Origin of the sequence: Corynebacterium crudilactis, assembly GCF_001643015.1 — a bacterium.
Taxonomy (GTDB): domain Bacteria; phylum Actinomycetota; class Actinomycetes; order Mycobacteriales; family Mycobacteriaceae; genus Corynebacterium; species Corynebacterium crudilactis.
Window position 1 is genome coordinate 1,602,444 of record NZ_CP015622.1, and the last position, 26,372, is coordinate 1,628,815.

At 53.4% G+C, this 26,372-nt stretch carries 19 protein-coding genes; 10 read left to right on the forward strand and 9 right to left on the reverse strand.

Translation table 11 applies throughout. The annotated features are described in order from the left end of the window. Positions 1–3 precede the first annotated feature (3 nt). Both sufB and ccrud_RS07580 read right to left on the reverse strand, forming a co-directional pair. Positions 4–1,449, reverse strand: a complete 1,446-nt coding sequence (gene sufB, locus ccrud_RS07575; RefSeq protein WP_066565794.1) for a Fe-S cluster assembly protein SufB — start codon at positions 1,447–1,449, stop codon at positions 4–6. A gap of 15 nt (positions 1,450–1,464) precedes the next feature. Next, entirely contained in the window at positions 1,465–2,172 is a 708-nt protein-coding gene (locus ccrud_RS07580) for a helix-turn-helix transcriptional regulator (RefSeq protein ID WP_245670191.1), read from the reverse strand. 300 nt (positions 2,173–2,472) lie between these two features. Here ccrud_RS07580 and mptB point away from each other — a divergent pair, with 300 nt between their 5' ends. From mptB to ccrud_RS07605, 5 genes are all read left to right on the forward strand, one after another. Continuing rightward, positions 2,473–4,248: a polyprenol phosphomannose-dependent alpha 1,6 mannosyltransferase MptB gene (gene mptB, locus ccrud_RS07585; protein WP_066565795.1), complete on the forward strand. Its 1,776-nt coding sequence runs from the start codon at positions 2,473–2,475 to the stop codon at positions 4,246–4,248. Between the two features lie 6 nt (positions 4,249–4,254). Next, on the forward strand, positions 4,255–5,271 hold the full coding sequence (locus ccrud_RS07590) for an ABC transporter ATP-binding protein (protein ID WP_066565797.1): 1,017 nt from the start codon (positions 4,255–4,257) through the stop codon (positions 5,269–5,271). A gap of 5 nt (positions 5,272–5,276) precedes the next feature. Further along, positions 5,277–6,074, forward strand: a complete 798-nt coding sequence (locus ccrud_RS07595; RefSeq protein WP_066565799.1) for an ABC transporter permease — start codon at positions 5,277–5,279, stop codon at positions 6,072–6,074. 499 nt (positions 6,075–6,573) lie between these two features. Beyond that, positions 6,574–7,602 carry a COX15/CtaA family protein gene (locus tag ccrud_RS07600; RefSeq protein ID WP_066565801.1) on the forward strand — a complete coding sequence of 343 codons (1,029 nt, stop codon included), beginning with the start codon at positions 6,574–6,576 and terminating at the stop codon, positions 7,600–7,602. 928 nt (positions 7,603–8,530) lie between these two features. Continuing rightward, complete coding sequence (locus ccrud_RS07605; protein ID WP_066565804.1) at positions 8,531–9,499, forward strand: quinone oxidoreductase family protein; 969 nt, start codon at positions 8,531–8,533, stop codon at positions 9,497–9,499. Between the two features lie 75 nt (positions 9,500–9,574). Here the strand turns inward: ccrud_RS07605 and ccrud_RS07610 are convergent, their stop codons facing one another. After that, positions 9,575–10,531: a heme o synthase gene (locus ccrud_RS07610; RefSeq protein ID WP_425394216.1), complete on the reverse strand. Its 957-nt coding sequence runs from the start codon at positions 10,529–10,531 to the stop codon at positions 9,575–9,577. Between the two features lie 794 nt (positions 10,532–11,325). Here ccrud_RS07610 and tkt point away from each other — a divergent pair. The 5 genes from tkt (at position 11,326) to pgl (ending at position 18,015) form a co-directional block, all read left to right on the forward strand. After that, positions 11,326–13,419 carry a transketolase gene (gene tkt, locus ccrud_RS07615; RefSeq protein ID WP_211271296.1) on the forward strand — a complete coding sequence of 698 codons (2,094 nt, stop codon included), beginning with the start codon at positions 11,326–11,328 and terminating at the stop codon, positions 13,417–13,419. 171 nt (positions 13,420–13,590) lie between these two features. Further along, positions 13,591–14,673, forward strand: a complete 1,083-nt coding sequence (gene tal / locus ccrud_RS07620) for a transaldolase (protein ID WP_066565815.1) — start codon at positions 13,591–13,593, stop codon at positions 14,671–14,673. Between the two features lie 98 nt (positions 14,674–14,771). Continuing rightward, positions 14,772–16,316: a glucose-6-phosphate dehydrogenase gene (gene zwf, locus ccrud_RS07625; protein ID WP_066565816.1), complete on the forward strand. Its 1,545-nt coding sequence runs from the start codon at positions 14,772–14,774 to the stop codon at positions 16,314–16,316. A 15-nt stretch (positions 16,317–16,331) separates the two neighbouring features. Continuing rightward, entirely contained in the window at positions 16,332–17,291 is a 960-nt protein-coding gene (locus ccrud_RS07630; RefSeq protein ID WP_066565817.1) for a glucose-6-phosphate dehydrogenase assembly protein OpcA, read from the forward strand. 16 nt (positions 17,292–17,307) lie between these two features. Beyond that, complete coding sequence (pgl, locus tag ccrud_RS07635; protein WP_066565818.1) at positions 17,308–18,015, forward strand: 6-phosphogluconolactonase; 708 nt, start codon at positions 17,308–17,310, stop codon at positions 18,013–18,015. A gap of 167 nt (positions 18,016–18,182) precedes the next feature. On the opposite strand, the gene solA is transcribed toward pgl, so the two are convergent. The 6 genes from solA to tpiA all read right to left on the reverse strand — a co-directional run bounded on the left by solA (position 18,183) and on the right by tpiA (position 26,314). Further along, positions 18,183–19,325 (reverse strand): N-methyl-L-tryptophan oxidase, encoded by a 1,143-nt coding sequence (gene solA, locus ccrud_RS07640; protein WP_003862261.1) that lies wholly within the window; start codon positions 19,323–19,325, stop codon positions 18,183–18,185. Positions 19,326–19,339: 14 nt separating this feature from the next. Continuing rightward, the gene (locus ccrud_RS07645; RefSeq protein ID WP_066565820.1) at positions 19,340–20,488 is read right to left on the reverse strand and encodes an ornithine cyclodeaminase family protein; all 1,149 of its coding nucleotides are present in this window, start codon (positions 20,486–20,488) and stop codon (positions 19,340–19,342) included. Then, on the reverse strand, positions 20,485–21,843 hold the full coding sequence (locus tag ccrud_RS07650; protein WP_066565822.1) for an ammonium transporter: 1,359 nt from the start codon (positions 21,841–21,843) through the stop codon (positions 20,485–20,487). Before ccrud_RS07650 ends, ccrud_RS07645 begins: the two co-directional genes overlap by 4 nt. 422 nt (positions 21,844–22,265) lie before the next feature. Next, a complete protein-coding gene (gene secG / locus ccrud_RS07655) occupies positions 22,266–22,499 on the reverse strand; it encodes a preprotein translocase subunit SecG (RefSeq protein ID WP_003856037.1) in 234 nt (77 codons plus the stop codon). 104 nt (positions 22,500–22,603) lie between these two features. After that, positions 22,604–25,363, reverse strand: coding sequence for a phosphoenolpyruvate carboxylase (gene ppc / locus ccrud_RS07660; RefSeq protein ID WP_066565824.1), 2,760 nt, complete (start codon positions 25,361–25,363; stop codon positions 22,604–22,606). Positions 25,364–25,534: 171 nt separating this feature from the next. Continuing rightward, a complete protein-coding gene (tpiA, locus tag ccrud_RS07665) occupies positions 25,535–26,314 on the reverse strand; it encodes a triose-phosphate isomerase (protein ID WP_011014466.1) in 780 nt (259 codons plus the stop codon). Positions 26,315–26,372 lie beyond the last annotated feature (58 nt).

Here is a 26,372-nt window from a genome sequence, read left to right on the forward strand (position 1 = left end):
GGCTTAGCCCACCGATCCTTCCATCTGCAGTTCGATCAGTCGGTTGAGCTCAAGGGCGTACTCCATTGGGAGTTCCTTAGCGATTGGCTCAACGAAGCCACGAACGATCATGGCCATTGCTTCTTCTTCCGCAAGTCCACGGCTCATGAGGTAGAACAGCTGTTCTTCAGATACCTGTGAAACGGTTGCCTCGTGGCCCAGGGACACGTGATCGTTGCGGATGTCGTTGTATGGGTAGGTGTCAGAGCGTGAGATATCATCCACCAGCAATGCATCACATTCAACGTTGGAGGTTGAGTGGTGTGCATTGGCATTAATCTGAACCAGACCTCGGTAGGCTGCACGTCCGCCGCCACGTGCCACAGACTTGGACACAATGTTGGAGGAGGTGTACGGAGCCATGTGGGTCATTTTTGCGCCAGTGTCCTGGAACTGTCCCTCGCCTGCGAAAGCAACGGAAAGTACTTCGCCCTTAGCGTGTGGGCCAGTCATCCAAACAGCTGGGTACTTCATGGTGACCTTGGAGCCGATGTTGCCATCGACCCATTCCATGGTGCCGCCCTCTTCAACCTTGGTGCGCTTGGTCACCAGGTTGTAGACGTTGTTGGACCAGTTCTGAATGGTGGTGTAGCGGCAGCGTCCACCCTTCTTCACGATGATCTCAACGACTGCGGAGTGCAGGGAGTCAGACTTGTAAATTGGTGCGGTACAGCCTTCAACGTAGTGAACGTAGGCATCCTCATCAACGATGATCAGGGTGCGCTCAAACTGACCCATATTTTCGGTATTGATGCGGAAGTACGCCTGCAGAGGAATGTCCACGTGGACACCCTTTGGTACGTAGATGAAAGATCCACCAGACCATACTGCTGCATTCAGTGCGGAGAACTTGTTGTCGCCGGCAGGAATGACGGTACCGAAGTACTCCTGGAAGATTTCAGGGTGCTCTTTCAGAGCGGTATCGGTGTCAAGGAAGATAACTCCCTTTTCCTCCAGGTCCTCGCGGATCTGGTGGTAAACAACCTCAGACTCGTACTGTGCTGCAACACCTGCGACGAGGCGCTGCTTCTCAGCCTCAGGAATACCTAGCTTGTCATAAGTATTCTTGATGTCTTCTGGGAGATCCTCCCAGGACTGTGCCTGCTTCTCAGTGGAACGGACGAAGTATTTGATGTTGTCAAAGTCAATACCTGAAAGGTCTGCACCCCAGGTTGGCATTGGCTTCTTACCAAAGATGCCCAGTGACTTAAGTCGCTGCTGAAGCATCCATTCTGGCTCGTTTTTCTTAGCAGAGATGTCGCGTACGACTGCCTCGCTGAGACCACGCTGTGCAGATGCACCAGCGTCGTCGGAATCGTGCCATCCGTAGTTGTACGGTCCGATGGAGTCAATGATTTGGTCATCGGTCAAGGGCTCGTTAACCCCTGGGTTCGTGGTTGCCGAAGTCATGATCCGCTCCTTTCATCAGGAGTGTTTGATGGGTGTCAATGGAATATTTGTTGTGCAGATGCCGTGGCCGTCCGCGATTGTTGCCAATGGTTGCGTATGCTGCCCCAAGAGTTCTGACACTGCTTGATGTTCAGCCTCACACAGTTCTGGAAACTCCGTAGCAACTGTAGATATAGGACAGTGATGCTGGCAAAGTTGCAAACCGTTTCGAGTGGCATCGACTGTTGCTGCATAACCATGCTTACTAAAAGCATCAACTAAAGATTTGGCTGTATCTTCGATTGATTGATCTGTGATATCTACTGGGGCAATGCCCTCAACGATTTTTTCGATCCGCCTCTTAGCAAATTTCCTTACAGCGTCGTCTCCGCCGACTTCCCTCAAGGTGTCCAGCGCCGCAGCTGCAAGAGAATCATATTCATGGCCAAAGATTGAGCGACCTTTATCAGTAAGCCGATAAGTTTTGGCCGGCCTACCGCGCATTTTGGGCTCATATGGGTTCTGGCGCGGACTTGCCGCCTCCGCCAGATTTTCCTCAACCAAGTTGTCTAGGTGCCTGCGCACTCCCGCAGTTGAAAGCTGAAGCTGCTCTGAAATATCTGAAGCAATTACTGGAGCGCGCTCCAGTAAGATGAGTAAAATTTTTCGACGCGTATCACCGTCAACAGCGTGTGCATCATTGCCTTTTACTGCATTTCCCACTGGTGTCACCTCCTGCTTCATTTAGCCTTCACCTTTAGACAACACAAGTGTTCCCTAATTCTATTCCCGTGTCCAATCTCTTTGTCCCTACCTGCGCAAATAGCACTTTTAAATCCACTCATAAACAAAAACTAAGTTGACCCTAATTGAACTAAAGGTTCCCTTATTTCTGCAGTACAACGCAAGTATTTCGGAAAATTTCCCGCCATCGCTTAAAAATGAATTAAATTTGAGAGTTACATCACACCTTTAGTTCTCGGCTATCCATCAGACAGACCTGCGAGGAAAATGCCACACCTCTGCGTGCGTAGAATAAGGCGGGTGACGAAGGACGAGCAGTATCAAACCAGTTCAAATGCGCCTCAAGATGGAACACGGTTCCCCAGGGTGCCTCGTCCCCTACGCCAAATTTTTGACACGCTGCCCCGCATTGGAACCGCAGGCTCCCGCTCTGCAACATTGCATATTCCCAATGAGGAAACATCACTTGGCACCACGCTTCTCGACGTCGCGAGCGGCGCGGGATCCATCAACGATCGCGATATCGAGGCCTCAGGGGTAAACCCAGAACGCATCCGCAAATTCGCCTGGCTGCGCCTCATCGGCACCATGGGAGCTTTACTCATCGCCTTTGGCGCACTCGGTGCTGGAGCACTACCGGTTGTCAACAATCCGTATGTGGATTTTCCCGGTGGCAACTTCATGGGGCGCATGCTGCAAACCTCATCCATGATCGTGCTCATTGGCGTCGGATTCATGGCGTTAGCTTGGGTGTTAATGGCACCGATGGTAGGTATCCCATTCAAGCGCAGCGCATCTCGAGACAGCCTGGTCAGCCTGTCCATGCTCAGACGCACTTTTGCCGCTTGGGTAGCACCCATCATGTTCACTGCTCCACTTTTTACTCAAGATATTTACTCTTATCTCGCGCAAGGATCTATCACCGCACAAGGAATAGACCCCTATTCAGCAGGTCCCCTTGAGCTGCTGGGTCCAGACAATCATTTAGCACGATCAGTACCCTTTATTTGGGCTCAGTCTCCGTCGCCCTACGGCCCGGTGTCGCTCGGCATCGCGGCGTCGATAAGCAATCTCACCAACGACAGCATCGTCGGAGGAGTATTTGCGCACCGCTTTGCCTCCCTTCTTGGTGTGATTGCTGCAGGCTGGGCAATCACGATGCTTGCACGCCGCTGCCGAGTGTCTGAAGAGGCATCCTTTTATCTCGGAGTGCTCAATCCCCTCCTGATCCTGCACCTCATTGGCGGTATCCACAACGAGTCTATTTTGCTGGGCTTCATGCTGGTCGGCCTGGAGATAGGCCTCCGAGGCGCTGATCGCATCCGAACTGGACTCTGGGGTTCAGGATGGACCTTTATTGCATTAAGCGGCCTTTTGATATCGTGTGCCGGCCTTGTCAAGGTGACAGGCTTTATCGCTCTCGGATTCGTGGGCATGGCCATCGCCCGTGAATTCCATGCTCGTGGACACCGACATAGCACTTCCATAGGGACCGCAGTCCTCACCCAGATCGCTGCGCTGGTCCTCGCTGTAGCGCTCATCAGCCTCATCACCGGTATCGGTCTAGGATGGATCACCAGCCAAGGTGGAGCTGCCTCGATTCGAAGCTGGATGTCTATCACCACCAATATCGGCGTTTTCTCTGGATTTATCGGCATGAATTTAGGACTCGGCGATCACACCGACGCGATACTCATTGTCACCCGCGCTGCCGGTGTAGCTGTGGCTGCCGCCTTCATGGTTCGTATGCTGTTTGCCACATACCGAGGACATATTCACCCGGTGGGAGCACTTGGCGTGGCCACATTTGTGCTGGTTATTCTGTTCCCTGTTGTCCACCCGTGGTACATGCTGTGGGCCATTGTTCCACTGGCGCCATGGGCAAATAGGCTGTTTTTCCAGCTCGGCGTGATCGCTTATTCCACCGCGTTTAGCTTCTTCGTGCTCCCACGCGGACTCGCACTTCCAGCTGGAACCGTTTTTTCCATCTACTTCGGCGCAGCCCTAGGATTTGCAGCACTCCTCTTAGCTGGATGGTGGGCTTTAAGAAGAGCTACAGCCGTTGGTTTAGACTAAGCTACTGTGACTTCTGATTTTTTGGCCTCTAGCTCTGATTTTAGAGCTACAGACGGCACCCTTAACGCCCTACGCACAAGCCCCCTTGACGATCCTGCGATCGTGGTGAACAACGTAGTGAAAAGATTCGGCGACAAGGATGCGGTTGCTGGAATTTCTTTTGAGGTACAACGCGGCCAGGTCTTAGCCCTTCTTGGCCCCAATGGCGCTGGAAAAACTACCACCATTGAAATGTGCGAAGGCTTTCTCGCACCGACCTCTGGCAGCATCAGTGTTTTAGGACTCAATCCCGCCACCGAGCCGGATCAAGTACGACGCCGCATTGGCATCATGCTTCAAGGCGGAGGTTCCTACAGCGGAATCCGCGTTTTGGAAATGCTTAAACTAGCAGCCTCCTATAACGACAACCCACATGATCCAGAATGGCTTCTAGATCTCGTGGGGTTGAGAGAACAACGCAAAACCACTTATCGACGTCTCTCAGGTGGTCAGCAGCAACGCTTATCACTGGCTTTAGCGCTCATCGGGCGCCCCGAGATCATTTTTCTCGATGAACCCACCGCCGGCATGGACGCACAATCGCGCAATATGGTGTGGGAACTGATCAACGATCTCCGCCGCGATGGAGTCACCGTCGTGCTCACCACACACCTCATGGACGAGGCAGAAGCTCTAGCCGACCACGTGATTATCGTTGCCAACGGACAAATTCTGGCCAGTGGCACCCCTGATGAACTCACCACACAGCGCGAACACCGCGTAGCAACCATCTCACTCGAGACCACCACGCCACTTGATCTAGATAAATTAGCTACTGATCTTGCAGATCTGGGCGAATTGGAGGCACGCGCAAATAGGCCACTGCACTATTCGCTGCGAACACAACAAGCCACCCCTGCATCATTAGCCAGCATCACAGCAGCCATCGCGAAGCAAAACGTCCTGATCCGCTCATTAGATACCGGGCACCGCTCATTAGAAGATGTCTTCTTAGACATAACTGGAAAAGAACTTAGGAGCTAACCATCATGTCTGAATCTTCTCCGCTTCAAGGCACTTCCCGTTTCCCTGCAGGAACATTTACTCCAGCACCTAAGCGAGCCACTCCAGCAAAAATGCTCGCAGCACAGGGCAAAATGGAATCGCTGCTCTTTCTCCGCCATGGTGAACAACAGCTTCTGAGCATCATCATCCCGCTGGTTGCACTGATCGCACTGGCAAACTTTGATTTAGTACCAGGAGAAACCTCTTTAAATAAGACTTTCCCCTTTGCCTTAGCAACCGCTGCCATGAGCTCAGGCTTCACTGGTCAAGCAATCAGCCTTGCCTTTGATCGTCGATATGGAGCTCTCAAAAGAACCGGTGCCAGCGGGGTTCCGGCCTGGACCATTATTTTCGGCAAAGTAATCGCAGTACTTGCAGTAACCATCGTGCAGATCATCATCCTCGGATCAGTAGCACTCCTCTTGGGATGGACTGCCCCAATCGGCGGAGTTCTCTTTGGCATCCTCACCCTATTTGTCGGTGTAGCCAGCTTTACAGCCTTCGGCATGCTCATGGGTGGCACGATGTCTTCTGAACTAGTCCTCGCCCTAGCAAACCTCATCTGGGTCATACTCTCCGGCCTTGCAGCATGGGCAGTCTTCTCCCCTTCCATCAACGCCTCCGGCTGGCTCTCCCTCATCCCATCCATCTCACTATCCCAAGGCATGGTCGATGCCTTCAATGGTCAACTCCCCTGGCTCCAACTCGCAATCCTGGCCGGCTGGTTAACCATCACAGGAGTAGCTGCCAACAAACTCTTCAGCTTCTCCTCCAACCGCTGACACTTCACCAAACCCTAGAACCCTTATATCCAACCCGGCGCGCCATATGCATGGTGTCCTGGGTGTGTGGATGAGGGTTTTGTTGTCATGTGTGGGTGTTATGTATCGGGGGATATGGGCATATGTCTCTACATCTATATGGCATACGGCTATACGGCTAGGTCTTATGTTCGACTTCACGAGTTCGACTTCTTATCTTCAACTTCTCGTGGTCGACTTCACTAGATTTTTTCAGAAAACCCGGGTGAAGTCGAAGGTGAGGTATCGAATATGAGAAGTCGTTGATGTGAAGTCGAACTTACGATGAGTTAAGAGGCTTAAGCGTCTTGTCTCTTCCCCCTCTCATCTATGGGCTCTCTCTTATAGCTAGCCTCTGGTGAGAAGTCCTTTGGTCGGATTTTCTTCGTAAGAGTTCCCTGCTTTCTCAGTGGTATATGCCACGTCGTAAATCTTGTGAGGGATTGTCTCGAGCTGTCTGTGACCGGCTAGGATAACCCTCGTGTCTACTTCAGTTTCTCCCTCAAATAATCCAATTGAGTTGAAGCCCATTACCTTTTGGGCGCCGACTACTAAGGTGCAGCGTCTTTTGGCGCTTCTGTTGTTGATTTTTCAGGGAGGCATCACCGTAACGGGTTCTATCGTTCGTGTGACCGGCTCTGGTCTTGGTTGTGATACGTGGCCGCTGTGCCATGAGGGTTCTTTGGTCCCTGTGGCGGGTGCTGCGCCGTGGATTCACCAGGCTGTGGAGTTTGGTAACCGTATGCTCACGTTCGTGTTGGTTGCTGCGGCTCTAGCGGTGTTTATTGCGGTGCTTGGTGCTAAGCGACGTAAAGAGATTGTTGTACATTCGTTTATCCAGGGTCTGGGCATTATTGCGCAGGCTGTTATTGGTGGCATTACGGTGTTGGTTGATCTTCACTGGTACGCGGTGGCGTTGCACTTCTTGCCTTCTATGGTTTTGGTGTTCTTGGCAGCTACTTTGTATACCCGTATTGGTGAGCCTGACGATGGTGAGATGAGCTCACCTTTCCCAAATTGGATCCGCAATGTTGCTGTGGTTGGTGCCGTAGCGCTTTCTGTTGTGCTTATTACTGGCACAATGACAACAGGTGCTGGCGTTCACTCTGGTGATGCTGATATCAGCATGGAGGACCGTTTGGATGTCAATATCGATTGGATTGCTCACGTACACGGTTACAGCATGTATGTGTATCTGTTCTTTACTCTGATTGTGGTTGCAGGTCTGTACAAGGTGAATGCTTCTAAGCACAATAAGCAGCTTGGTCTCATGTTGATTCTGTTTATTCTGGTACAGGCTGGTATTGGTATCTTGCAGTACCGTTTAGGTGTTCCTCGTTGGAGCATTCCGTTCCATATTGCAATGTCTTCTGTAGTGGTTGCGTTTACTTCTTTGCTGTGGTCTCAGGGGCGCGTACGCGTTGGAGGGAAAGCCACTACTACGGGTTCACTAGACGGCGATGCCAAGCTCGAAGTGCTCTCATATCAAAAGGGTGTAAAAACTGCTTAACTAGCACGTTAGTCAAAGATAGACTCAATCATTTTCCTTTAAGGGGAATCTGGTTGGGTCTTTTTCTATCCCTTGATTTACCGTCTAGTGATCGCTGCTCTTTACAAGGGACAACAGATACACAAGTACATCGGGTCTCTACGCTCACAGGCAATTGGTTCTTCTTCCCCTGAGGAGAAGAGCTCTCTGCGTATAGAGAGGCCTTCCGAGAATGGTTGTCTCTGGACTCCCCCTCGTGGCGGGATATAGAACCGCTCTCTCATAGCACCTTCGTTTCATTTCGGATCATATGGATAAGATCATCCCGCTGCCTTATCGGACGTACGCCACGCATAGAGATTGATTCTCCCCGGCGCGCAATATCCACAGAGATCCGAGGTCTCTTGAAGGCGTCTGCAACAGCATTAGTTCCGTGAGAAACACGTTGCCCTACAGAATTGAGCAAGAAGCACGATCCCCTTGTTCCCATAGCAATGAACAAAGTTGTCGAGGGTCTTAGCGTGCTTAGTACGAACACGCTATTGACTGCTCTATTTTTGACACGGATGCATGGGCGCCGGCTGAAAGCTATGCGTCAGGAAGGCTTCATTCCACATGATTAGCCTGTGTGCCGGTTTAAGCGGTGGCATTCTCCTCATAGTATTTGTATCTCACAGGCGCTTGAGAGCGATTCTGAGAGGCCACTTTTTCACGACCTTTTCTATCTCTAAGCAGCACACCAAACCAGGCGACCAAGCTGGCTGTTTGTCCCTTAGCGTTTGGTCATCTGGTCTGGTCCCCCAACCTTAAGACCACACCAGGCGACCAAAAACTTATTTGCCAGCACGGTCTTGGTCACCTGGTCTGCCCCTACGCAGATCTCATGCCCAAAGCTAATTTTGCGTCAATTTCCCAACCTTGTCTTTCCGTCAGGGTTAGTGTGGGGATCATGAAGGCAATTGTAGTGTCCCGCACAGGTGGACCTGAGGTATTGGAATTTACAGAAACTGATGCACCGAAGCCCACTGAGGATCAAGTGTTGGTGGAAGTGGAGATGGCAGGTGTCAACTACATAGATACCTACTACCGCCAAGGTGAATATCATTCTCGGCTGCCGTTTATCCCGGGTTTTGAGGGAACAGGTCGAGTGCTCGAGGATCCCCAGGGGTTGATTGCTCCAGGTACGAAGGTGGCGTGGTGTGATGCCATGGGTTCTTATGCCCAGCAGGTCTGTGTGCCCCGTGATCGTTTAGTCGCCGTACCAGAGGGTGTGAGTTCGGAGGTTGCTGCGTCGATGCTCATGCAGGGTATTACTGCGCATTATCTGACTAATGGTGTCTATGAGCTCGAAGAGGGTGATTCTTGTTTGATTACTGCGGGCGCCGGTGGTGTGGGACTGCTTGCGACACAGATGGCGGCAGCAAAGGGCGTGCGTGTCTATAGCGTGGTTTCCACCGATGAAAAAGCTGAGCTTGCTTTTGATGCCGGAGCTGTTGAGGTATTCCGTTATTCCGAGAACCTCGCCGAGCAGGTGCGTCGCCATAACGGTGGTCGTGGTGTTGATGTGGTCTATGACGGCGTGGGTCAATCTACGTTTAATGAATCGCTAGAGGCTGTGCGCCCGCGTGGCACGGTGTGTCTTTTCGGTGCAGCGTCTGGGCCGGTGGAGCCTTTTGATCCACAGTTGCTCAATACCCACGGTTCTATTTTCTTAACGCGCCCCAGCATCGGCGCGTGGACCTCTGAAGAGGGAGAATTTGCCAAACGCGCGCAGGCGGTCACCCAGGCAATCGTGGAAGGTTCCTTGCGAGTGCGCGTTACTGGCACTTATTCGCTTGCCGACGCCTCCCTCGCGCATCATGACCTCCAGGCACGACACACCAGCGGTTCCTTGGTCCTGGAGATCCCTAAAGATTAATCACGGGCAATAAAAAATCCTGGTTGCTGCCTTGTGACAGTAACCAGGATTTTTTCGTCGAAAAGCGAAAATCTTTTAGAAGAAGGTGGTGGTCCAACCTAGCATTTCGCCGATGGTCTCTAGACCAAGGACGGCATCCACAGACAGTGCAACGAACAGCACAGCCAAGTAGTTGTTGGACAAAATGAACAACTTCAACGGCTTCACCTTGCCACCATTTTTGATGCCCAGGTGCAGTTTGATCGCCATGAACAAGAAGGTCGCACCAGACAGCACAGCAACAGCAGCGTAGATCCAACCAGTTGCTGGGATGAGCAAGAAGGTGGTCAAGACTGTAGCGATGGAGTACCACACGATCTGCGCGGTGACCTGTACTGGAGTACGAACAACCGGAAGCATCGGCACACCGGCAGCCTTGTAATCCTCGCGGTATTTCATGGCCAGAGCCCAGGTGTGTGGTGGGGTCCAGAAGAAGATCACCATGAACAGCACAATTGCCTGCCACCACTGCTGTGGAACGCCTGCACCGAACTGATCAACAATGACTGCCCAGCCCACAAGCACTGGCATACAACCTGCAGCGCCTCCCCACACGATGTTCATGTGAGTACGTCGCTTCAGCCACTTGGTGTAGACAAAAATGTAGAAGGCAATCGTGATTAACACGAAAATTCCCGCCAGCATCGAATCACACAGCAGCCACAGCCACAAGAAGCTCGCTACAGTCAGTACCCACGCGAAAATTGCTGCGTTCCGGTTACTCACTGTGTGGCGCACCAAAGGTCTCGCCCTGGTGCGTCCCATATGCTGATCGATATCAGAGTCTGCCACCATGTTGAAGGTGTTCGCAGCTGCGGCACCCATCCAGCCACCGAAAACAGTCAGCAGGATCAAGACGATGTTGTTTTCCCCACGCTCTGCCTGCAGCATGGTGGGGATTGTGGCAACAAGTAGAAGTTCGATCACCCTGGGCTTTGTTAGCGCAATATAGGCCTTGATCGTCTCCAAGGGTTTTCCTCCACAACGTTGCATTTTCAAATCACTCATGTATTTAAGGTGTGCGCCTTTATCAATTAAATATCCCTACGGTGAGCGGATACCTTGTAACTAGATCCACGCTTAGACAAATATAGTGCCAAAACGATTACTCAAGACATTTTCTAAAGCACACGGCAATTTAGTCGGTTGAAGTGTATAAAAAGTTCCCAAAGCAATCTTTTTAGTGTTTTTCAATCTTTTTCACTGTGCTAATGCACTTAAAAAGCGTCAAACATATACTTCAACTTCTTAAAATCACCTTTGATGGTTCCGGTATAAGAATGTGCCTAAAACACACCGGAACCAGACCTAGCCATGCTATCGTCTCTCTCCACTAATTGAGTAATCGGAACAATGTGGGTGTAGGAACCATTCCATTGCTCCGGAGTGCTAAGCGAAACACAACCTCTCCTAGCTGGTGTTCGAAGAGTACTAAAAGTGGATCATGCGGGTACGGCGTGAACGTGAATCTGTGGCGCGAAGGCAAAATTATTCGTTTTTATGAAAAATTTCTTCCGCAAAAGCCCATGTCGCACGACTTTGCGAAAAGATTGGTCACACCTTTCACACATTTAGACCACACTTGGTTATAAAATGGGTTCAACATCACTATGGTTAGAGGTGTTGAAAGATCAGATTGAGATGAAGCTAATTTTCCGAAGAACTTTCGGGGTAACGCATTTTTATCAATTTGAGCCAATTAACCTAAAGCGTAGGTCTGATCATCAGATCAACGTGTACGAACCAAAAACTTGGTCCCCGGTTTACCCCAGGAAGGATTGACCACCTTGACGCTGTCACCTGAACTTCAGGCGCTCACTGTACGCAATTACCCCTCTGATTGGTCCGATGTGGACACCAAGGCTGTGGACACAGTTCGTGTTCTCGCTGCAGACGCTGTTGAAAACTGCGGCTCGGGCCACCCAGGTACCGCAATGAGCCTGGCTCCACTTGCTTACACCTTGTACCAGCGGGTCATGAATGTTGACCCACAGGACACCAATTGGGCAGGCCGTGACCGCTTCGTTCTTTCTTGTGGACACTCCTCACTGACCCAGTACATCCAGCTTTACTTGGGTGGATTCGGTCTCGAGATGGATGATCTTAAGGCACTGCGCACCTGGGATTCCCTGACCCCAGGCCACCCTGAGTACCGCCACACCAAGGGCGTGGAGATTACCACTGGCCCACTTGGCCAGGGTCTTGCTTCTGCTGTTGGTATGGCCATGGCTGCTCGTCGTGAACGTGGCCTGTTTGACCCAACTGCTACTGAAGGCGAATCCCCATTCGACCACCACATCTTTGTCATCGCCTCCGATGGCGATCTCCAGGAAGGTGTCACCTCCGAGGCGTCATCTATCGCTGGTACCCAGCAGCTGGGCAACCTCATCGTGTTCTGGGATGACAACCGCATCTCCATCGAAGACAACACTGAGATCGCTTTCAACGAAGACGTTGTTGCTCGCTACAAGTCTTATGGCTGGCAGACCATTGAAATCGACGCTGGCGAAGATGTTGCAGCAATCGAAGCTGCAGTTGCTGAGGCAAAGAAGGACACCAAGCGTCCTACATTCATCCGCCTGCGCACCATCATCGGCTTCCCAGCTCCAACCATGATGAACACCGGCGCTGTTCACGGTGCAGCTCTTGGTGCAGCTGAAGTTGCAGCAACCAAGACCGAACTTGGCTTTAATCCAGAGGCACACTTCGCCATCGAAGATGAAGTGATTGCGCACACCCGTGCACTGGCAGAGCGCACAGCCGAGAAGAAGGCTGTCTGGCAGGTTAAGTTCGATGAGTGGGCTGCAGCCAACCCAGAGAACAAGGCACTGTTTGATCGCCTGAACACCCGTGAGCTTCCTGCAGGCTATGCAGATGAGCTTCCATCATGGGATGCCGATGAAAAGGGTGTCGCAACCCGTAAGGCTTCTGAGGCTGCTCTTCAGGCACTGGGCAAGACCCTTCCTGAGCTCTGGGGCGGTTCCGCTGACCTTGCAGGCTCCAACAACACCGTAATCAAGGGTTCCCCTTCCTTCGGCCCTGAGTCCATCTCCACCGAAACCTGGTCTGCGGAGCCATACGGCCGCAACCTGCACTTCGGTATCCGTGAGCACGCCATGGGATCCATCCTCAATGGTATTTCTCTCCACGGTGGCACCCGCCCATACGGCGGAACCTTCCTGATCTTCTCCGATTACATGCGTCCAGCAGTTCGCTTGGCAGCTCTCATGGAAATCGACGCGTACTACGTCTGGACCCACGACTCCATCGGATTGGGCGAAGACGGCCCAACCCACCAGCCAGTCGAAACCTTGGCTGCACTGCGTGCCATCCCAGGTCTGTCCGTGTTGCGTCCAGCTGATGCGAATGAAACCGCGCAGGCATGGGCTGCAGCTCTTGAGTACAAGGAAGGCCCTAAGGGTCTTGCACTTACTCGCCAGAACGTTCCTGTGCTGGAAGGATCCAAGGAAAAGGCAGCCGAGGGCGTTCGCCGCGGCGCTTATGTCTTGGTCGAAGGCTCCAAGGCAACTCCAGACGTGATCCTCATGGGCTCCGGTTCTGAAGTTCAGCTTGCTGTCAATGCTGCGAAGGCACTGGAAGCAGAAGGCATCGCAGCGCGCGTTGTCTCCGTTCCTTGTATGGATTGGTTCCAGGAGCAGGACGCAGACTACATCGAGTCCGTCCTTCCTGCAGCTGTTACTGCTCGCGTTTCCGTTGAAGCTGGTATTGCAATGCCGTGGTACCGCTTCTTGGGTACCCAGGGTCGCGCGGTCTCCTTGGAGCACTTTGGTGCTTCTGCTGATTACCAGACTCTGTTTGAGAAGTTCGGCATCACCACCGATGCAGTTGTGGCAGCAGCCAAGGACTCCATCAACGCATAGTTTCTCTTGCTAGTTTCATGCACCAACCCGGGGCAATAGGATTCTCCGGAATTTTATTGCCCCGGGTTGGTGTTGTTAAACGGTATAAAGGGATTTATACCATCCCTTCGATAACATCACTCGCATTATTGTGGGTGCCAAAAATTTATTGCTAAAGGACTATTTACTTTCATGTCTCACATTGATGATCTCGCTCAAATCGGCACTTCCACCTGGCTCGATGATCTGTCCCGCGAACGCATTACTTCCGGTAACCTACAGCAGGTTATTGATGAAAAGTCAGTAGTCGGTGTCACCACCAACCCAGCTATTTTCGCAGCTGCTATGTCCAAGGGCGATTCCTACGACGCTCAGATCGCAGAGCTCAAGGAGGCTGGCGCTTCTGTCGATGAAGCTGTTTACGCCATGAGTATCAATGATGTACGCAATGCATGTGATCTGTTCACCGGCATCTACGAGTCCTCCAACGGTTTCGATGGCCGCGTGTCCATCGAGGTTGATCCACGCATCTCCGCTGATCGCGATGCCACCCTAGCTCAGGCTAAGGAACTGTGGGCAAAGGTTGATCGCCCTAACGTCATGATCAAGATTCCTGCCACCCCAGGTTCCCTTCCAGCTATCACCGATGCGTTGGCAGAGGGCATCAGCGTAAACGTCACTCTGATCTTCTCCGTTGCACGCTACCGCGAAGTTATCGCCGCATATGTTGAAGGCATCAAGCAGGCTGCAGCTAATGGCCACGATGTCTCCAAGATCCACTCTGTGGCATCATTCTTCGTCTCTCGCGTCGACGTCGAAATCGACAAGCGCCTCGAAGCTCTCGGCTCCGAAGAGGCATTGGCACTGCGCGGCAAGGCAGGCGTTGCCAACGCCCAGCGTGCTTACGCTGTGTACAAGGAGCTTTTCGACGCCGCCGAGCTGCCAGAAGGCGCCAACACTCAGCGACCACTGTGGGCATCCACCGGTGTGAAGAACCCTGCCTACCCAGCAACCCTTTACGTCTCTGAGCTGGCTGGTCCGAACACCGTCAACACCATGCCAGAAGGCACCATTGATTCTGTGCTTGAGTTGGGTAACCTACACGGTGATACCCTATCCACTGCTGCTGCAGAAGCAGATGCTGTTTTCGAGCAGCTCGATTCTTTGGGCATTGACCTAGGCGATGTCTTCGACGTCTTGGAAACCGAAGGCGTGGACAAGTTCGTTGCTTCTTGGAGCGAGCTACTTGAATCCATGGAAGCTCGTCTGAAGTAGAATCAGCACGCTGCATTAGTAACGGCGACGTGAACCTTTGAAAGTTCGCGTAGCCGTTACATATCTTTCATCAAAGAAAGGATCGTGACGCTAACACCGTGAGCACGAACACGACCTCCACTAGCTGGACAAATCCACTGCGTGACCCGCAGGATAAACGACTTCCTCGCATCGCTGGCCCTTCAGGCATGGTGATCTTTGGTGTCACCGGCGACTTAGCCCGCAGGAAACTGCTCCCTGCTATTTACGATCTAGCAAACCGCGGATTGCTACCCCCAGGTTTCTCCCTGGTTGGTTACGGCCGTCGCGAATGGTCCAAAGAAGACTTTGAAAAATACGTACGCGAAGCAGTCACTGTTGGTGCGCGTACGGAATTCCGTGAAAACGTCTGGGAACGCCTCGCCGAAGGCATGGAATTTGTGCACGGTAACTTTGATGATGATGCAGCCTTTGACAACCTCTCTGCGACTCTTAATCGCATCGATAAAACCCGCGGCACTGCTGGAAACTGGGCATACTATCTCTCAATTCCACCAGATTCTTTCGCTGCAGTCTGCCACCAGCTGGAACGCTCCGGCATGGCAGAATCCACCGAAGAAGCATGGCGCCGTGTCATCATCGAGAAGCCTTTCGGCCATGACCTAGAGTCCGCTCATGATCTCAACGGCCTGGTCAACGCAGTGTTCCCTGAATCTTCAGTGTTCCGCATCGACCACTACTTGGGTAAAGAAACAGTTCAAAATATTCTGGCATTGCGCTTTGCCAACCAGATGTTTGAGCCACTGTGGAACTCCAACTACGTCGACCATGTCCAGATCACCATGGCTGAAGATATCGGCCTGGGCGGCCGCGCTGGCTACTACGACGGCATTGGCGCTGCACGCGACGTTATCCAGAACCACCTCATCCAGCTCCTGGCGCTAGTTGCCATGGAAGAACCTGTCTCCTTCGTGCCTTCTCAGCTGCAGGCTGAAAAGATCAAGGTACTCAACGCCACCAAGCCGTGCTACCCACTGGATGAAACATCAGCACGTGGCCAATACGCCTCAGGTTGGCAGGGTTCTGAGTTTGTTAAGGGATTGCGTGAAGAAGATGGGTTCAACCCAGATTCCACGACAGAAACTTTCGCCGCTTGTACCCTAGAGATCACATCTCGCCGTTGGGCTGGTGTGCCGTTTTATCTGCGCACTGGCAAGCGTCTTGGACGTCGCGTCACTGAGATTGCTGTGGTGTTTAAAGATGCACCACACCAGCCATTCGATACTGATATGACTGCTTCCCTTGGCCAAAATGCCATTGTGATTCGTGTCCAGCCAGATGAAGGCGTACTCATTCGCTTCGGCTCCAAGGTGCCAGGTTCTGCCATGGAAGTCCGCGATGTCAACATGGACTTCTCCTACTCAGAATCTTTCACTGAGGAATCCCCAGAAGCATACGAGCGACTTATTCTCGATGCCCTTTTGGATGAATCCAGCCTCTTCCCTACCAACGAAGAAGTTGAGCTGAGCTGGAAGATCCTGGATCCAATCCTTGAAGCATGGGAAGCCAACGGCAAACCAGAGGATTATCCAGCAGGTACATGGGGTCCAAAGAGCGCTGATGCAATGCTCTCCCGCAACGGTCACACCTGGCGTAGGCCATAAGTTAGGGGCGAATCAATGATCTTTGAACTTCCAAATACCACCACCCAAGCTATCTCCAAGACGCTTACTCGTTTGCGTGAATCTGGAGCTCAGGTAACCACCGGACGCGTCCTCACACTCATTGTGGTCACCGACTCTGAAAGTGATGTCGCAGCGATCACGGAATCTACCAATGAAGCATCCCGTGAGCACCCATCTCGCGTGATCATCTTGGTTGTCGGCGATAAGTCCGCTGAGAACAAGGTAGATGCTGAGGTCCGCATCGGCGGTGATGCTGGCGCTTCCGAGATGATCATCATTCATCTCAACGGACCTGTCGCTGACAAGCTCCAGTATGTCGTCACACCACTGTTGCTTCCTGACACCCCCATCGTTGCTTGGTGGCCAGGTGAATCACCAAAGAATCCTTCCCAGGACCCAATTGGACGCATCGCACAACGACGCATCACTGATGCTTTGTACGACCGTGATGACGCACTAGAAGATCGTGTTGAGAACTATCACCCAGGTGATACCGACATGACGTGGGCGCGTCTTACCCAGTGGCGGGGACTTGTTGCCTCCTCATTGGATCACCCACCACACAGCGAAATCACTTCCGTGAGGCTGACCGGCGCAAGCGGCAGTACCTCGGTGGATTTGGCTGCAGGCTGGTTGGCGCGCAGGCTGAACGTGCCTGTGATCCGCGAGGTGACAGATGCTCCCACCGTGCCAACCGATGAGTTTGGTACTCCACTGCTGGCTATCCAGCGCCTGGAGATCGTTCGCACCACCGGCTCGATCATCATCACCATCTATGACGCTCATACCCTTCAGGTAGAGATGCCGGAATCCGGCAATGCCCCATCGCTGGTGGCTATTGGTCGTCGAAGTGAGTCCGACTGCTTGTCTGAGGAGCTTCGCCACATGGATCCAGATTTGGGCTACCAGCACGCACTATCCGGCTTGTCCAGCGTCAAGCTGGAAACCGTCTAAGGAGAAATACAACACTATGGTTGATGTAGTACGCGCACGCGATACTGAAGATTTGGTTGCACAGGCTGCCTCCAAATTCATTGAGGTTGTTGAAGCAGCAACTGCCAATAATGGCACCGCACAGGTAGTGCTCACCGGTGGTGGCGCCGGCATCAAGTTGCTGGAAAAGCTCAGCGTTGATGCGGCTGACCTTGCCTGGGATCGCATTCATGTGTTCTTCGGCGATGAGCGCAATGTCCCTGTCAGTGATTCTGAGTCCAATGAGGGCCAGGCTCGTGAGGCACTGTTGTCCAAGGTTTCTATCCCTGAAGCCAACATTCACGGATATGGTCTCGGCGACGTAGATCTTGCAGAGGCAGCCCGCGCTTACGAAGCTGTGTTGGATGAATTCGCACCAAACGGCTTTGATCTTCACCTGCTCGGCATGGGTGGCGAAGGCCATATCAACTCCCTGTTCCCTCACACCGATGCAGTGAAGGAGACCTCCGCAAAGGTCATCGCGGTGCTTGATTCCCCTAAGCCTCCTTCAGAGCGTGCAACTCTAACCCTTCCTGCGGTTCACTCCGCAAAGCGCGTGTGGTTGCTGGTTTCTGGTGCGGAGAAGGCTGAGGCAGCTGCGGCGATCGTCAACGGTGAGCCTGCTGTTGAGTGGCCTGCTGCTGGAGCTACCGGATCTGAGGAAACGGTATTGTTCTTGGCTGATGATGCTGCAGGAAATCTCTAAGCAGCGCCAGCTCTAACAAGAAGCTTTAACTAGAAGCTCTAACGAAAAGCACTAACAAACTAATCCGGGTGCGAACCTTCATCTGAATCGATGGAGGTTCGCACCCGGATTTTTGGCTCAGCGTTAGATTCTCACCCTAAAACCGCGCACTTAAAAAGGTTAGCTTTCTATACGTGCACCGCCTCTTTGATTGGTTCATGCGAGGCGATCCGAAAGTCTTCGCTGTACAGCGGCGAGGTGTTTCCGACCGCTAGTTGTGCTGCGAGTTCGCCATAAGCTGGAGAGAGCTTGAAGGCGTGTCCGGATCCTCCGGTGAGCACAATGACATTGTCCACCGCGTCGATAATTGGAGATTTGTCTGCAGTGTAGGTGTCATAGTGGACGCTGAAACGGTTGGGCTCTGGGTTGACCCCTGGGAAGAGTTCGTGGGTTTTCCGACCAAATTCAGAGACTGCGTCCCGGTCGAGGCGGAGATCTTCATCTTCTACATGAGCGCTTAATGGAACGCCCCACTCATCCAATCCGGCAATTTTGATGCTGTACCCATCGACGCATGGTGCTCCAAATACGTGGAAGCCATCACGGTCACGGATGAAGCACGGCAGGTTTTCCGGCTGGAAGTCCACTGGGTTGTTGGGCAGGAACCAGGTGAGCACTAGGCGTCGCACTTCAAGCAGTGGCGCGATGGAGGGCACGAGCTCGCTTGTCCAGCTGCCGGTGGTGACGATAACGCGGTCCACGATTGTGGTTTCTTCGCCTGCTTGGATGACTACGTGATCGCCGTTGTCTTCGATGCTGGTGATTTTTTGGTGATCGCGTACTTGGGCACCATTTGCCTTGGCTGTTTCGATTGCACTGAACACTGCTAGTTCGGGGCGCAGGGCTCCACCTTGAAGATCAACAATTCCAGCTTCATCATCGCGGAAGTCTAGACCTGGGTAACGCTTGCGCATCTGCGCGGCGGTAAGTCGTTCATGTGGCAGCTCATAACGTTCCACTGATTCCACCAGGCGTTGGAAGGGTGCTTCGTCTTCCTTGCCGGTGCTTAAGACACCGAAGTTGTGGAAGAGTTCGCGTCCGGAAATCTCGCTCAGTGATGACCATAGTGCTCGTGCGCGTTTGAGCAACGGAACGTAGGTGCTGCCTTCGTGGTAGGCCATGCGAAACAGTCGGGACTCCCCTGTGAATGCGCCGTAGCCATGGGAGATGCCGAATTGTTCAAAGCCGATGGCCTCTACACCTGGGATGTTACTTAAGTGCCACAGTGCCATGGAGCCGGTTGATCCAAGGCCGATTACCGCAATTTTCATTGTTGTTTCTTCTCTCAAGCCAGTGCGGGTGATTCCCACAGGTTCAATGTGGTGCCGATGCCTTTTTCCAGGGCGTTTTCATACACTTGGGTTGCCCAGGCGACGTCTTCTACTGGCATGCCGCCGACGGAATAGAGGATGATTTCCTCATCGTTGGTGCGTCCGGGTAGCTTGCCGGAGCAGATATCGCCAATCTGGGAAATCTTTGCAAGGTCGAGTTTTCCTTGCAGCGCCAGGTCGTACCAGTGGGTTCCTGGAATGCCGAGGAGTTGGTAGGCCTGTGGGCCGTATTCTTCTGCCCAGGCTTCGTAGAGCCCCATGTAGTCAACAACGAGGCGGGCGTCGTCAAGCAAATAAGCGTCGTCGAAGCGACCGGCGGCTGGAAGCAGCAGCAATGCGCCCGGCTTGAGCCATTCTTTTTTGAAGTATGGGAAGGCGGAGGAGCCGGCGGCGTCCGTGGTGGTGGCGGCGATGACGATGTCAGCGTCTTTGACCACGTCTTCTTCAGATCCGACGGCGAGCACTTCGATCTCGGGGAATTTTTCCAACGCCCATGTTGCAAAGGCGTTGATGCCGAGTTCGCTGCGTCCCTTGATCTTGATGGTGGTGATTCCTGGGCGCTCTGCGATGCACGCTTCGGTGATGGTTTTCGCCATGACACCAGGTCCGACGACAGCCAAGGTTGTCGCGTCGGCGACCGCTAAGTGCTTCACGCCCACGCCGGGAACCGCGCCGGTGCGGTAGGCGGACAGCAGGTTCGCGGACATGATGGCCTTCGGCGCACCGGTGACCGTGTCGTTGAGGACGAAGGTGTGGATCGAGCGAGGCAAGCCTGAGGCCTTGTTTTCCGCGTTGGATCCGTACCACTTCACGCCGGTGTTTTTGAATCGCCCGCCGAGGTATGCGGGCATCGCCATGAATCGGCGGTCGGGACCGTCCTTGGGCATGCCTTCAAATTCTGGGTTTTCCGGGAAGGTGATCATCGCGCCATGCGAGTTGGAGTTCAAACCGGCCATTTTGTAGTCGCCCTGCGCCAAGAGCACGAGCGTTTCCTCCATGACATCGACGCATTGCGCGACGTCTTTGACTCCGGCCGCGATCATGTCCGGTTCGCTCAAGAACAAGAAATTGATGGCGGTTTCAGTGGTGTAGGTTGCGGTCATTTTGAGGCCTTTCGAGTATCAGCGATTTTTTGCCTATCGACGCCCACCTGCACGGCGTCGGGCACGGTTTCCTCGGGGATTTCAGGTCCGAAATTGGTGCGGGTTGCCATCCCAATTCCGTTGGAATTGAGGTGGTAGGCAGATTCTGCGTGTTCTGCGCGGTCAATGCCTTCATATTCGGCTTCGGAGGTGATGCGCAGAGTCATGAACTTGTTCAAGATCGTGGCAATCAACCAGGTCACGCCGAATGCGTATGCAAGGGTCACGATGATGGCCAGTGGTTCCCTCCACAGCAGGGAGAGTTCGCCACCGAAGAAGACTCCGGAAACTCCCGCTGGTGCTAGTGGATCGCCAAAGAGCATGACAAACAGTGCACCTGCAATGCCGGCCATTCCGTGGACTGCGAACACATCGAAGGAATCATCGACTCGGTGTCCCTTCTTCCAGCTAATTGCCCAGAAGGAGACAACTGCGCCGAGCGCTCCGACGGCGAATGCTCCGAGCGGGCTCACTGCATCCGCGGCCGGGGTGATAGCCACAAGGCCTGCGATTGTGCCGGTTGCCGAGCCAAAGAAAGTGGGTTTTCCGCTGAACACACGTTCAACGAGCATGAAGCCCATCATTCCGCCAGCTGCAGCAATGAGAGAGGTAACGACCACGTAGCTTGCGAGGAAGTTGGCACCACCTGCGGTACCACCATTGAATCCGAACCAGCCCGCAATGATCAGTCCTGCACCAATCAAAATCAGTGGAAGGTTGTGTGGACGCACAGCCATGGAGTAGCGGCGTCCCAGCACCATTGCCAGCGCGAGTCCAGACGCACCCGCATTCATGTGCACTGCCGTTCCACCAGCAAAGTCGTGGAACTCAAGCACATTTTTCATCCAGCCACCCACGTAGCCGGACTCAGGATCATCGATAGCGAAAACCCAGTGTGCCAGTGGCGCGTACACAAAGGTGAACCACAGGACACCGAAGACCAGCCACGCTCCAAAGCGCATGCGCCCTGCTGCACCAGATGAAACAAGTGCGAGTGAGATTGCAGCGAACAGAATGTAGAAGCCGGCCCACATGAGGTCTCCGGTGCCGTCATCTTCCATGATGTTGCGGAAGCCGAAGTATTCAAGTGGATTTCCGATAATTCCCCACCCACCGATGGAGTTTCCTAAGACAAGTCCGTGTCCATAAATGATGTACACCAGGCTGATGATTCCAAGTGAGCTCATAACCATCATGAACGTGTTAAGAACGTGTTGCCCACCCAGCATGCCGCCGTAGAGCAGGGACAATCCGGGGAACATCAGGCTTACCAACGCAAAAGCTGCGAGAATCCAGGCTAGATCTGAGGGGTCCATGTTAAAGGCCTTTCAGCTAAGTGATGCTGTCGAGCGGAGTATTTTCTATTCCGCTATAGATAAACCTAGTCCAGTTTCTACCTATCGTTCTATAGATTTCTGATTTTATAACGAAGGTCACGTTTTTAACCCGCACTTACACCACGTCTCCCCAGCCGAAAAATCCCCTATGGCAGCGTTTTAACCTGCGGTTTTATAGACTCCACGTTCCGTCGGGGAACAGTTCCCCTTTAAAGATGTCCTTAGGGAAAATTGGAATGTATGTGAATTAGGCACCAAGATTTTCCAATTTTGACCACCACTTTGCCGAAATCTTGGTGTCGAAAGTACACACCGAGGAACAGTGGGGAGACAGCAGGTCGACAAAACCCAAAAAAGCGGCTCCCCTACGAAAAGGGAACCGCTCTTTTTAAGCTCGTGTCTTATGAATAAGCCTGGATGAGGTTGAGTGCGACAATGCACACAATCCAGATAACGGCAACCAAAATGGTGACGCGATCCAGGTTCTTTTCAACAACAGTGGAGCCCGAAAGATTGGACTGCACACCGCCACCGAAGAGGCTGGAGAGTCCGCCGCCTTTGCCCTTGTGCAGCAAGACGAAAACCGTCATGAGCAGGCTGGCGACGACGAGGATGATTTGAAGCGTCAATGCCATGTGGAAAATGTTCCTTTGCCGTTTGAGAACCCAGGTGAACCTTATGCCCACCTGATTTCGAATAACTTTAGACAGTATACACGAGTACTACCCACCCAGCAGGACTAGCCAGAGTTGCGCAGTGCAGTGGAAAGACCGTTCATGGTCAGCTGGATGTTGCGGGATACTTGCTCGCTTTGGTCGCCTTTTCGGTAGCGTCGCATCATCTCTACCTGGATCACGTTGAGTGGAAGCAGGTAGGGGTATCGGCGCTGGACGGATCGTGCGAGAAGTGGGTTGTCATCAAGCAGATCATCAGAACCGGTGATTACGCAGAACATCTTCTTGGTCAGGAAGTATTCCTCGCGGATGACGGAATAGACGCGCTCGGCTACTTCCCTATCTGGGATGAGGTCGGCGTAGAGCTTTGCCAAACGCAGCTCTGCCTTGGACATCACCTGAGCCATGTTATCCAACACTGAGGTGAAAAATGGCCAGGACTCGTTGAGTGTTTGCAGCTCAGCGATGCGCTGGGTGGCCTGCTCCCCTTCGCCAATCCACTGCTCTAGTGCAGTGCCCACACCAAACCAGCCTGGCAACATGACACGAGACTGTGACCAGCTAAGCACCCAAGGAATAGCACGCAAATCTTCCACAGAGGAGGTCTGCTTGCGTGATGAAGGCCTGGATCCGATGTTGAGGGATCCGATCTCCTGCAGTGGTGTGGATTGGGTGAAGTAATCGATGAAGCCTTGATCCTCGTGCACCAAGGAGGCGTACTTCTTCAAGCTGAGCTCAGAGATCTCACTCATGATGTCGTACGCGCGTTGGTGATCGGTGAGTTCGGAGACGTCGAGAAGCGATGCCTCAAGCGTGGCTGAGACCAGAGCTTCGAGGTTTCGGCGCGCGGTTTCGGGGTTGCCGTACTTAGCGGAGATGATCTCGCCCTGCTCGGTGATGCGCACGGAACCTTGGACAGCCCCCTTGGGCTGGGCAAGAATCGCGTCGTAGGAAGGTCCGCCACCGCGGCCGACGGTGCCACCACGGCCGTGGAACAGGCGAAGCTTGACCCCGGCTGATCGGCATAGTTCGACGAGCTGCAGTTCCGCGTCGTAAAGCGCCCAGTTTGCGGAGAAATATCCGCCATCCTTGTTGGAATCGGAGTAACCGAGCATGACTTCCTGGACGTTGTCGCGCTGCAGGAGGTAGTTGCGGTAGAGATCAATTTTCCACAGTTCGTCGAGGATTCCGGCGCCGGCCTGGAGATCTTCGATGGTTTCGAACAGTGGGATGACATCGACGGTGCCGCGTGGGTTGTCGCCGTTGGCTGCAATGAGGCCGAATTCCTTGAGCAACACCATTGGCTCCAGCACATCGGTGACCGATGATGCCATGGAGATGATGCAGTGAGGCACCATCCGTGGCCCGAATTTCTTGACAGCCTCCGACGCGGTGCGGAAGATGCCGAGCTCGCGGTCGGTGACCTCGCTGTATTCGTCTGAACCGTGCGGGATCAGCGGACGAGGGCTGCGCAGTTCCTTCATCAGCACCTCAAGCTTCTCTGCTTCAGACAGCTCGCGGTAGTTTGCGGTGACTTGGGCGCGTTCGAAAAGCTCGGTGAGGACGTCCTCGTAGCTTTCGGAGTTTTGGCGCAGATCCAGTGCGTAAAGGTTGAATCCAAAGCTCTCGATGGCAGAAATCAGCACAGACAAACGATCATCGGCAATGAGAACGTCATTGGATTCACGCAGAGAATGATCAATGGTCAACGCATCGTTTAAGAATTCTTCCGGAGATGCGTATGGAGTAAAGACCTTGAACCACACGCCCTCAACGGCGTCCTCGCCGATCAGCTCGGCCGTCGTCGCGAGGATACGTCCGCGAACGCCATGGACGGCGCGTCGATAAGGCTCATCCACGCGGCTTGGCACGTCGTTGTGCCCGGCATCTGCCAGCGCAAGCAGCTGCGGGGTGACCTTATTCATGCGGTCCGACAGGCTGAGCTCATGCTCGAGGGAATGCAGCTGGCGTGCATAGTACTTGAGCACGGTTTCCGCAGCGCGGTGAGTGGAGTACTCGACTGTTTCAGCGGTGACATAAGGGTTACCGTCGTGGTCTCCACCAATCCAGGAACCTGGCTTGACCACAGGCTTCAAAGGAACTTCCTCGCCGAAGCGTTCACGAAGCTCAACGGCCACATCGCGGTTGATGCGCGAAATCTCTTCCAGCAAGCTGAGCTTGTAGTAGCGCAGCCCTACTTCGATCTCGTCCTCGATTCGAGGGCGCGCGACACGAATCAACGCGGTCTGCCACAAAATGGTGATGCGACGGCGGATGTTCTTCTCGATCTCATCCAACTTGCTTTGCGTACGAGCGGTTGGCTCAGCAGACTGCAAAGCGTGGCGTTCACGCATGTGGGTGGTGATCCACTTTTGCGCATCAAAAACAGTGCGGCGGCGAGTCTCAGTTGGGTGCGCAGTCAGAACTGGCGCCACCTCAGCATTACGCAACACATCCGCCACAGCTTCTGCGCCAACATTGCCCTCATTAAGTTTCAGCCAGGTGGCATCAAGAGTGCTGTCCGGAGGGGTGTCACCTGCATCGAGAGCCTGTTCACGAAGCTCTTCATCGTGGAGGTCTTCCGCCAGGTTAGCCAGCAGAGCGAAGTGGGAAAATGCGCGAGCAATCGGTGTTGCCTTGGCTGGAGTAATGCCGTCGAAAACCTGAACCAGGCTATCCATTTCGGCGTTGCCCTTGGCGATATCAAAAGAAGTCAGGCGCGCTTGTTCGACCAGTTCATAAACCTCCTGGCCTTCTTGTTCCGCAATTACCTCACCGAGGATTCGACCGAGGAACCTGATGTCATCGCGTAAAAAATCAGTCATAACTACTTTAAACACTCTTTCACATTGAGGGTGTTGGCGTGCATGAGATAAAAAATCGCCCAGCAAAACAGGTGTTTAGCTGGGCGATTGATTTCGATGGCTCTCAGGGCGCATCAAAACCGCACTTCTACAGTGCTTGTGCTTTAAGGCTCTGCTTTAAAGCTCTGTACTTTAAGCAACGCTCGCAGCGTTGGCAGCCAGCTTGGCGAATGCTTCACCGTCGAGGGAAGCGCCACCGACAAGTCCGCCGTCGACGTCAGGCTGACCGACGATCTCAGCGACGGTTTCTGCCTTAACAGAACCACCGTAAAGAATACGCAGGCCCTCAGCGACCTCGTCGCCTGCAAGCTCCACGATCAGACCGCGGATAGCCTTGCACACTTCCTGAGCGTCTGCTGCGGAAGCAACCTTGCCAGTGCCGATAGCCCACACTGGCTCATACGCGATAACGGTGTTGGCCAGCTCAGCAGCATCCAGGCCAGCAAGGGACTTGCGGGTCTGCTCGACGACGTACTCAACGTGGGTGCCAGCTTCACGGATTTCCAGTGGCTCACCAACGCAGACGATCGGGCTGATGCCGTTGGACAGAGCTGCCTTTGCCTTCGCAGCAACCAACTCATCAGACTCGTTGTGGTACTCGCGGCGCTCGGAGTGTCCAACGACAACCCAAGAGCAGTTCAGCTTTGCAAGCATGCTTGCAGAAACTTCACCGGTGTAGGCACCGGACTCGTGCTGGGAGACGTCCTGAGCACCGAAAGTGACCTCAAGCTTGTCGCCCTCAACGAGAGTCTGGACGGAGCGGATGTCAGTGAAAGGAACGGTGACTGCAACGTCAACCTTCTCGAAGTATTCCTTTGGAAGGGCGAATGCAAGCTTCTGAACAGTGCCGATTGCCTGCTGGTGATCCAGGTTCATCTTCCAGTTACCAGCGATAAGTGGCTTACGTGCCATGGGTGAAACACACCTTTCTAAAAAGTTTCCCGGTGGCCCTTTTGTTGTGTTGTCTAAA

Excerpts from the sequence above, each read along its gene's own strand:
- sufB (WP_066565794.1), bottom strand. The coding sequence starts at position 1,449 with ATGACTTCGGCAACCACGAACCCAGGGGTTAACGAGCCCTTGACCGAT.
- ccrud_RS07580 (WP_245670191.1), bottom strand. The coding sequence starts at position 2,172 with ATGAAGCAGGAGGTGACACCAGTGGGAAATGCAGTAAAAGGCAATGAT.
- ccrud_RS07595 (WP_066565799.1), top strand. The coding sequence starts at position 5,277 with ATGTCTGAATCTTCTCCGCTTCAAGGCACTTCCCGTTTCCCTGCAGGA.
- ccrud_RS07605 (WP_066565804.1), top strand. The coding sequence starts at position 8,531 with ATGAAGGCAATTGTAGTGTCCCGCACAGGTGGACCTGAGGTATTGGAA.
- ccrud_RS07610 (WP_425394216.1), bottom strand. The coding sequence starts at position 10,531 with ATGCAACGTTGTGGAGGAAAACCCTTGGAGACGATCAAGGCCTATATT.
- tal (WP_066565815.1), top strand. The coding sequence starts at position 13,591 with ATGTCTCACATTGATGATCTCGCTCAAATCGGCACTTCCACCTGGCTC.
- ccrud_RS07630 (WP_066565817.1), top strand. The coding sequence starts at position 16,332 with ATGATCTTTGAACTTCCAAATACCACCACCCAAGCTATCTCCAAGACG.
- pgl (WP_066565818.1), top strand. The coding sequence starts at position 17,308 with ATGGTTGATGTAGTACGCGCACGCGATACTGAAGATTTGGTTGCACAG.
- solA (WP_003862261.1), bottom strand. The coding sequence starts at position 19,325 with ATGAAAATTGCGGTAATCGGCCTTGGATCAACCGGCTCCATGGCACTG.
- ccrud_RS07645 (WP_066565820.1), bottom strand. The coding sequence starts at position 20,488 with ATGACCGCAACCTACACCACTGAAACCGCCATCAATTTCTTGTTCTTG.
- ccrud_RS07650 (WP_066565822.1), bottom strand. The coding sequence starts at position 21,843 with ATGGACCCCTCAGATCTAGCCTGGATTCTCGCAGCTTTTGCGTTGGTA.
- secG (WP_003856037.1), bottom strand. The coding sequence starts at position 22,499 with ATGGCATTGACGCTTCAAATCATCCTCGTCGTCGCCAGCCTGCTCATG.
- ppc (WP_066565824.1), bottom strand. The coding sequence starts at position 25,363 with ATGACTGATTTTTTACGCGATGACATCAGGTTCCTCGGTCGAATCCTC.
- tpiA (WP_011014466.1), bottom strand. The coding sequence starts at position 26,314 with ATGGCACGTAAGCCACTTATCGCTGGTAACTGGAAGATGAACCTGGAT.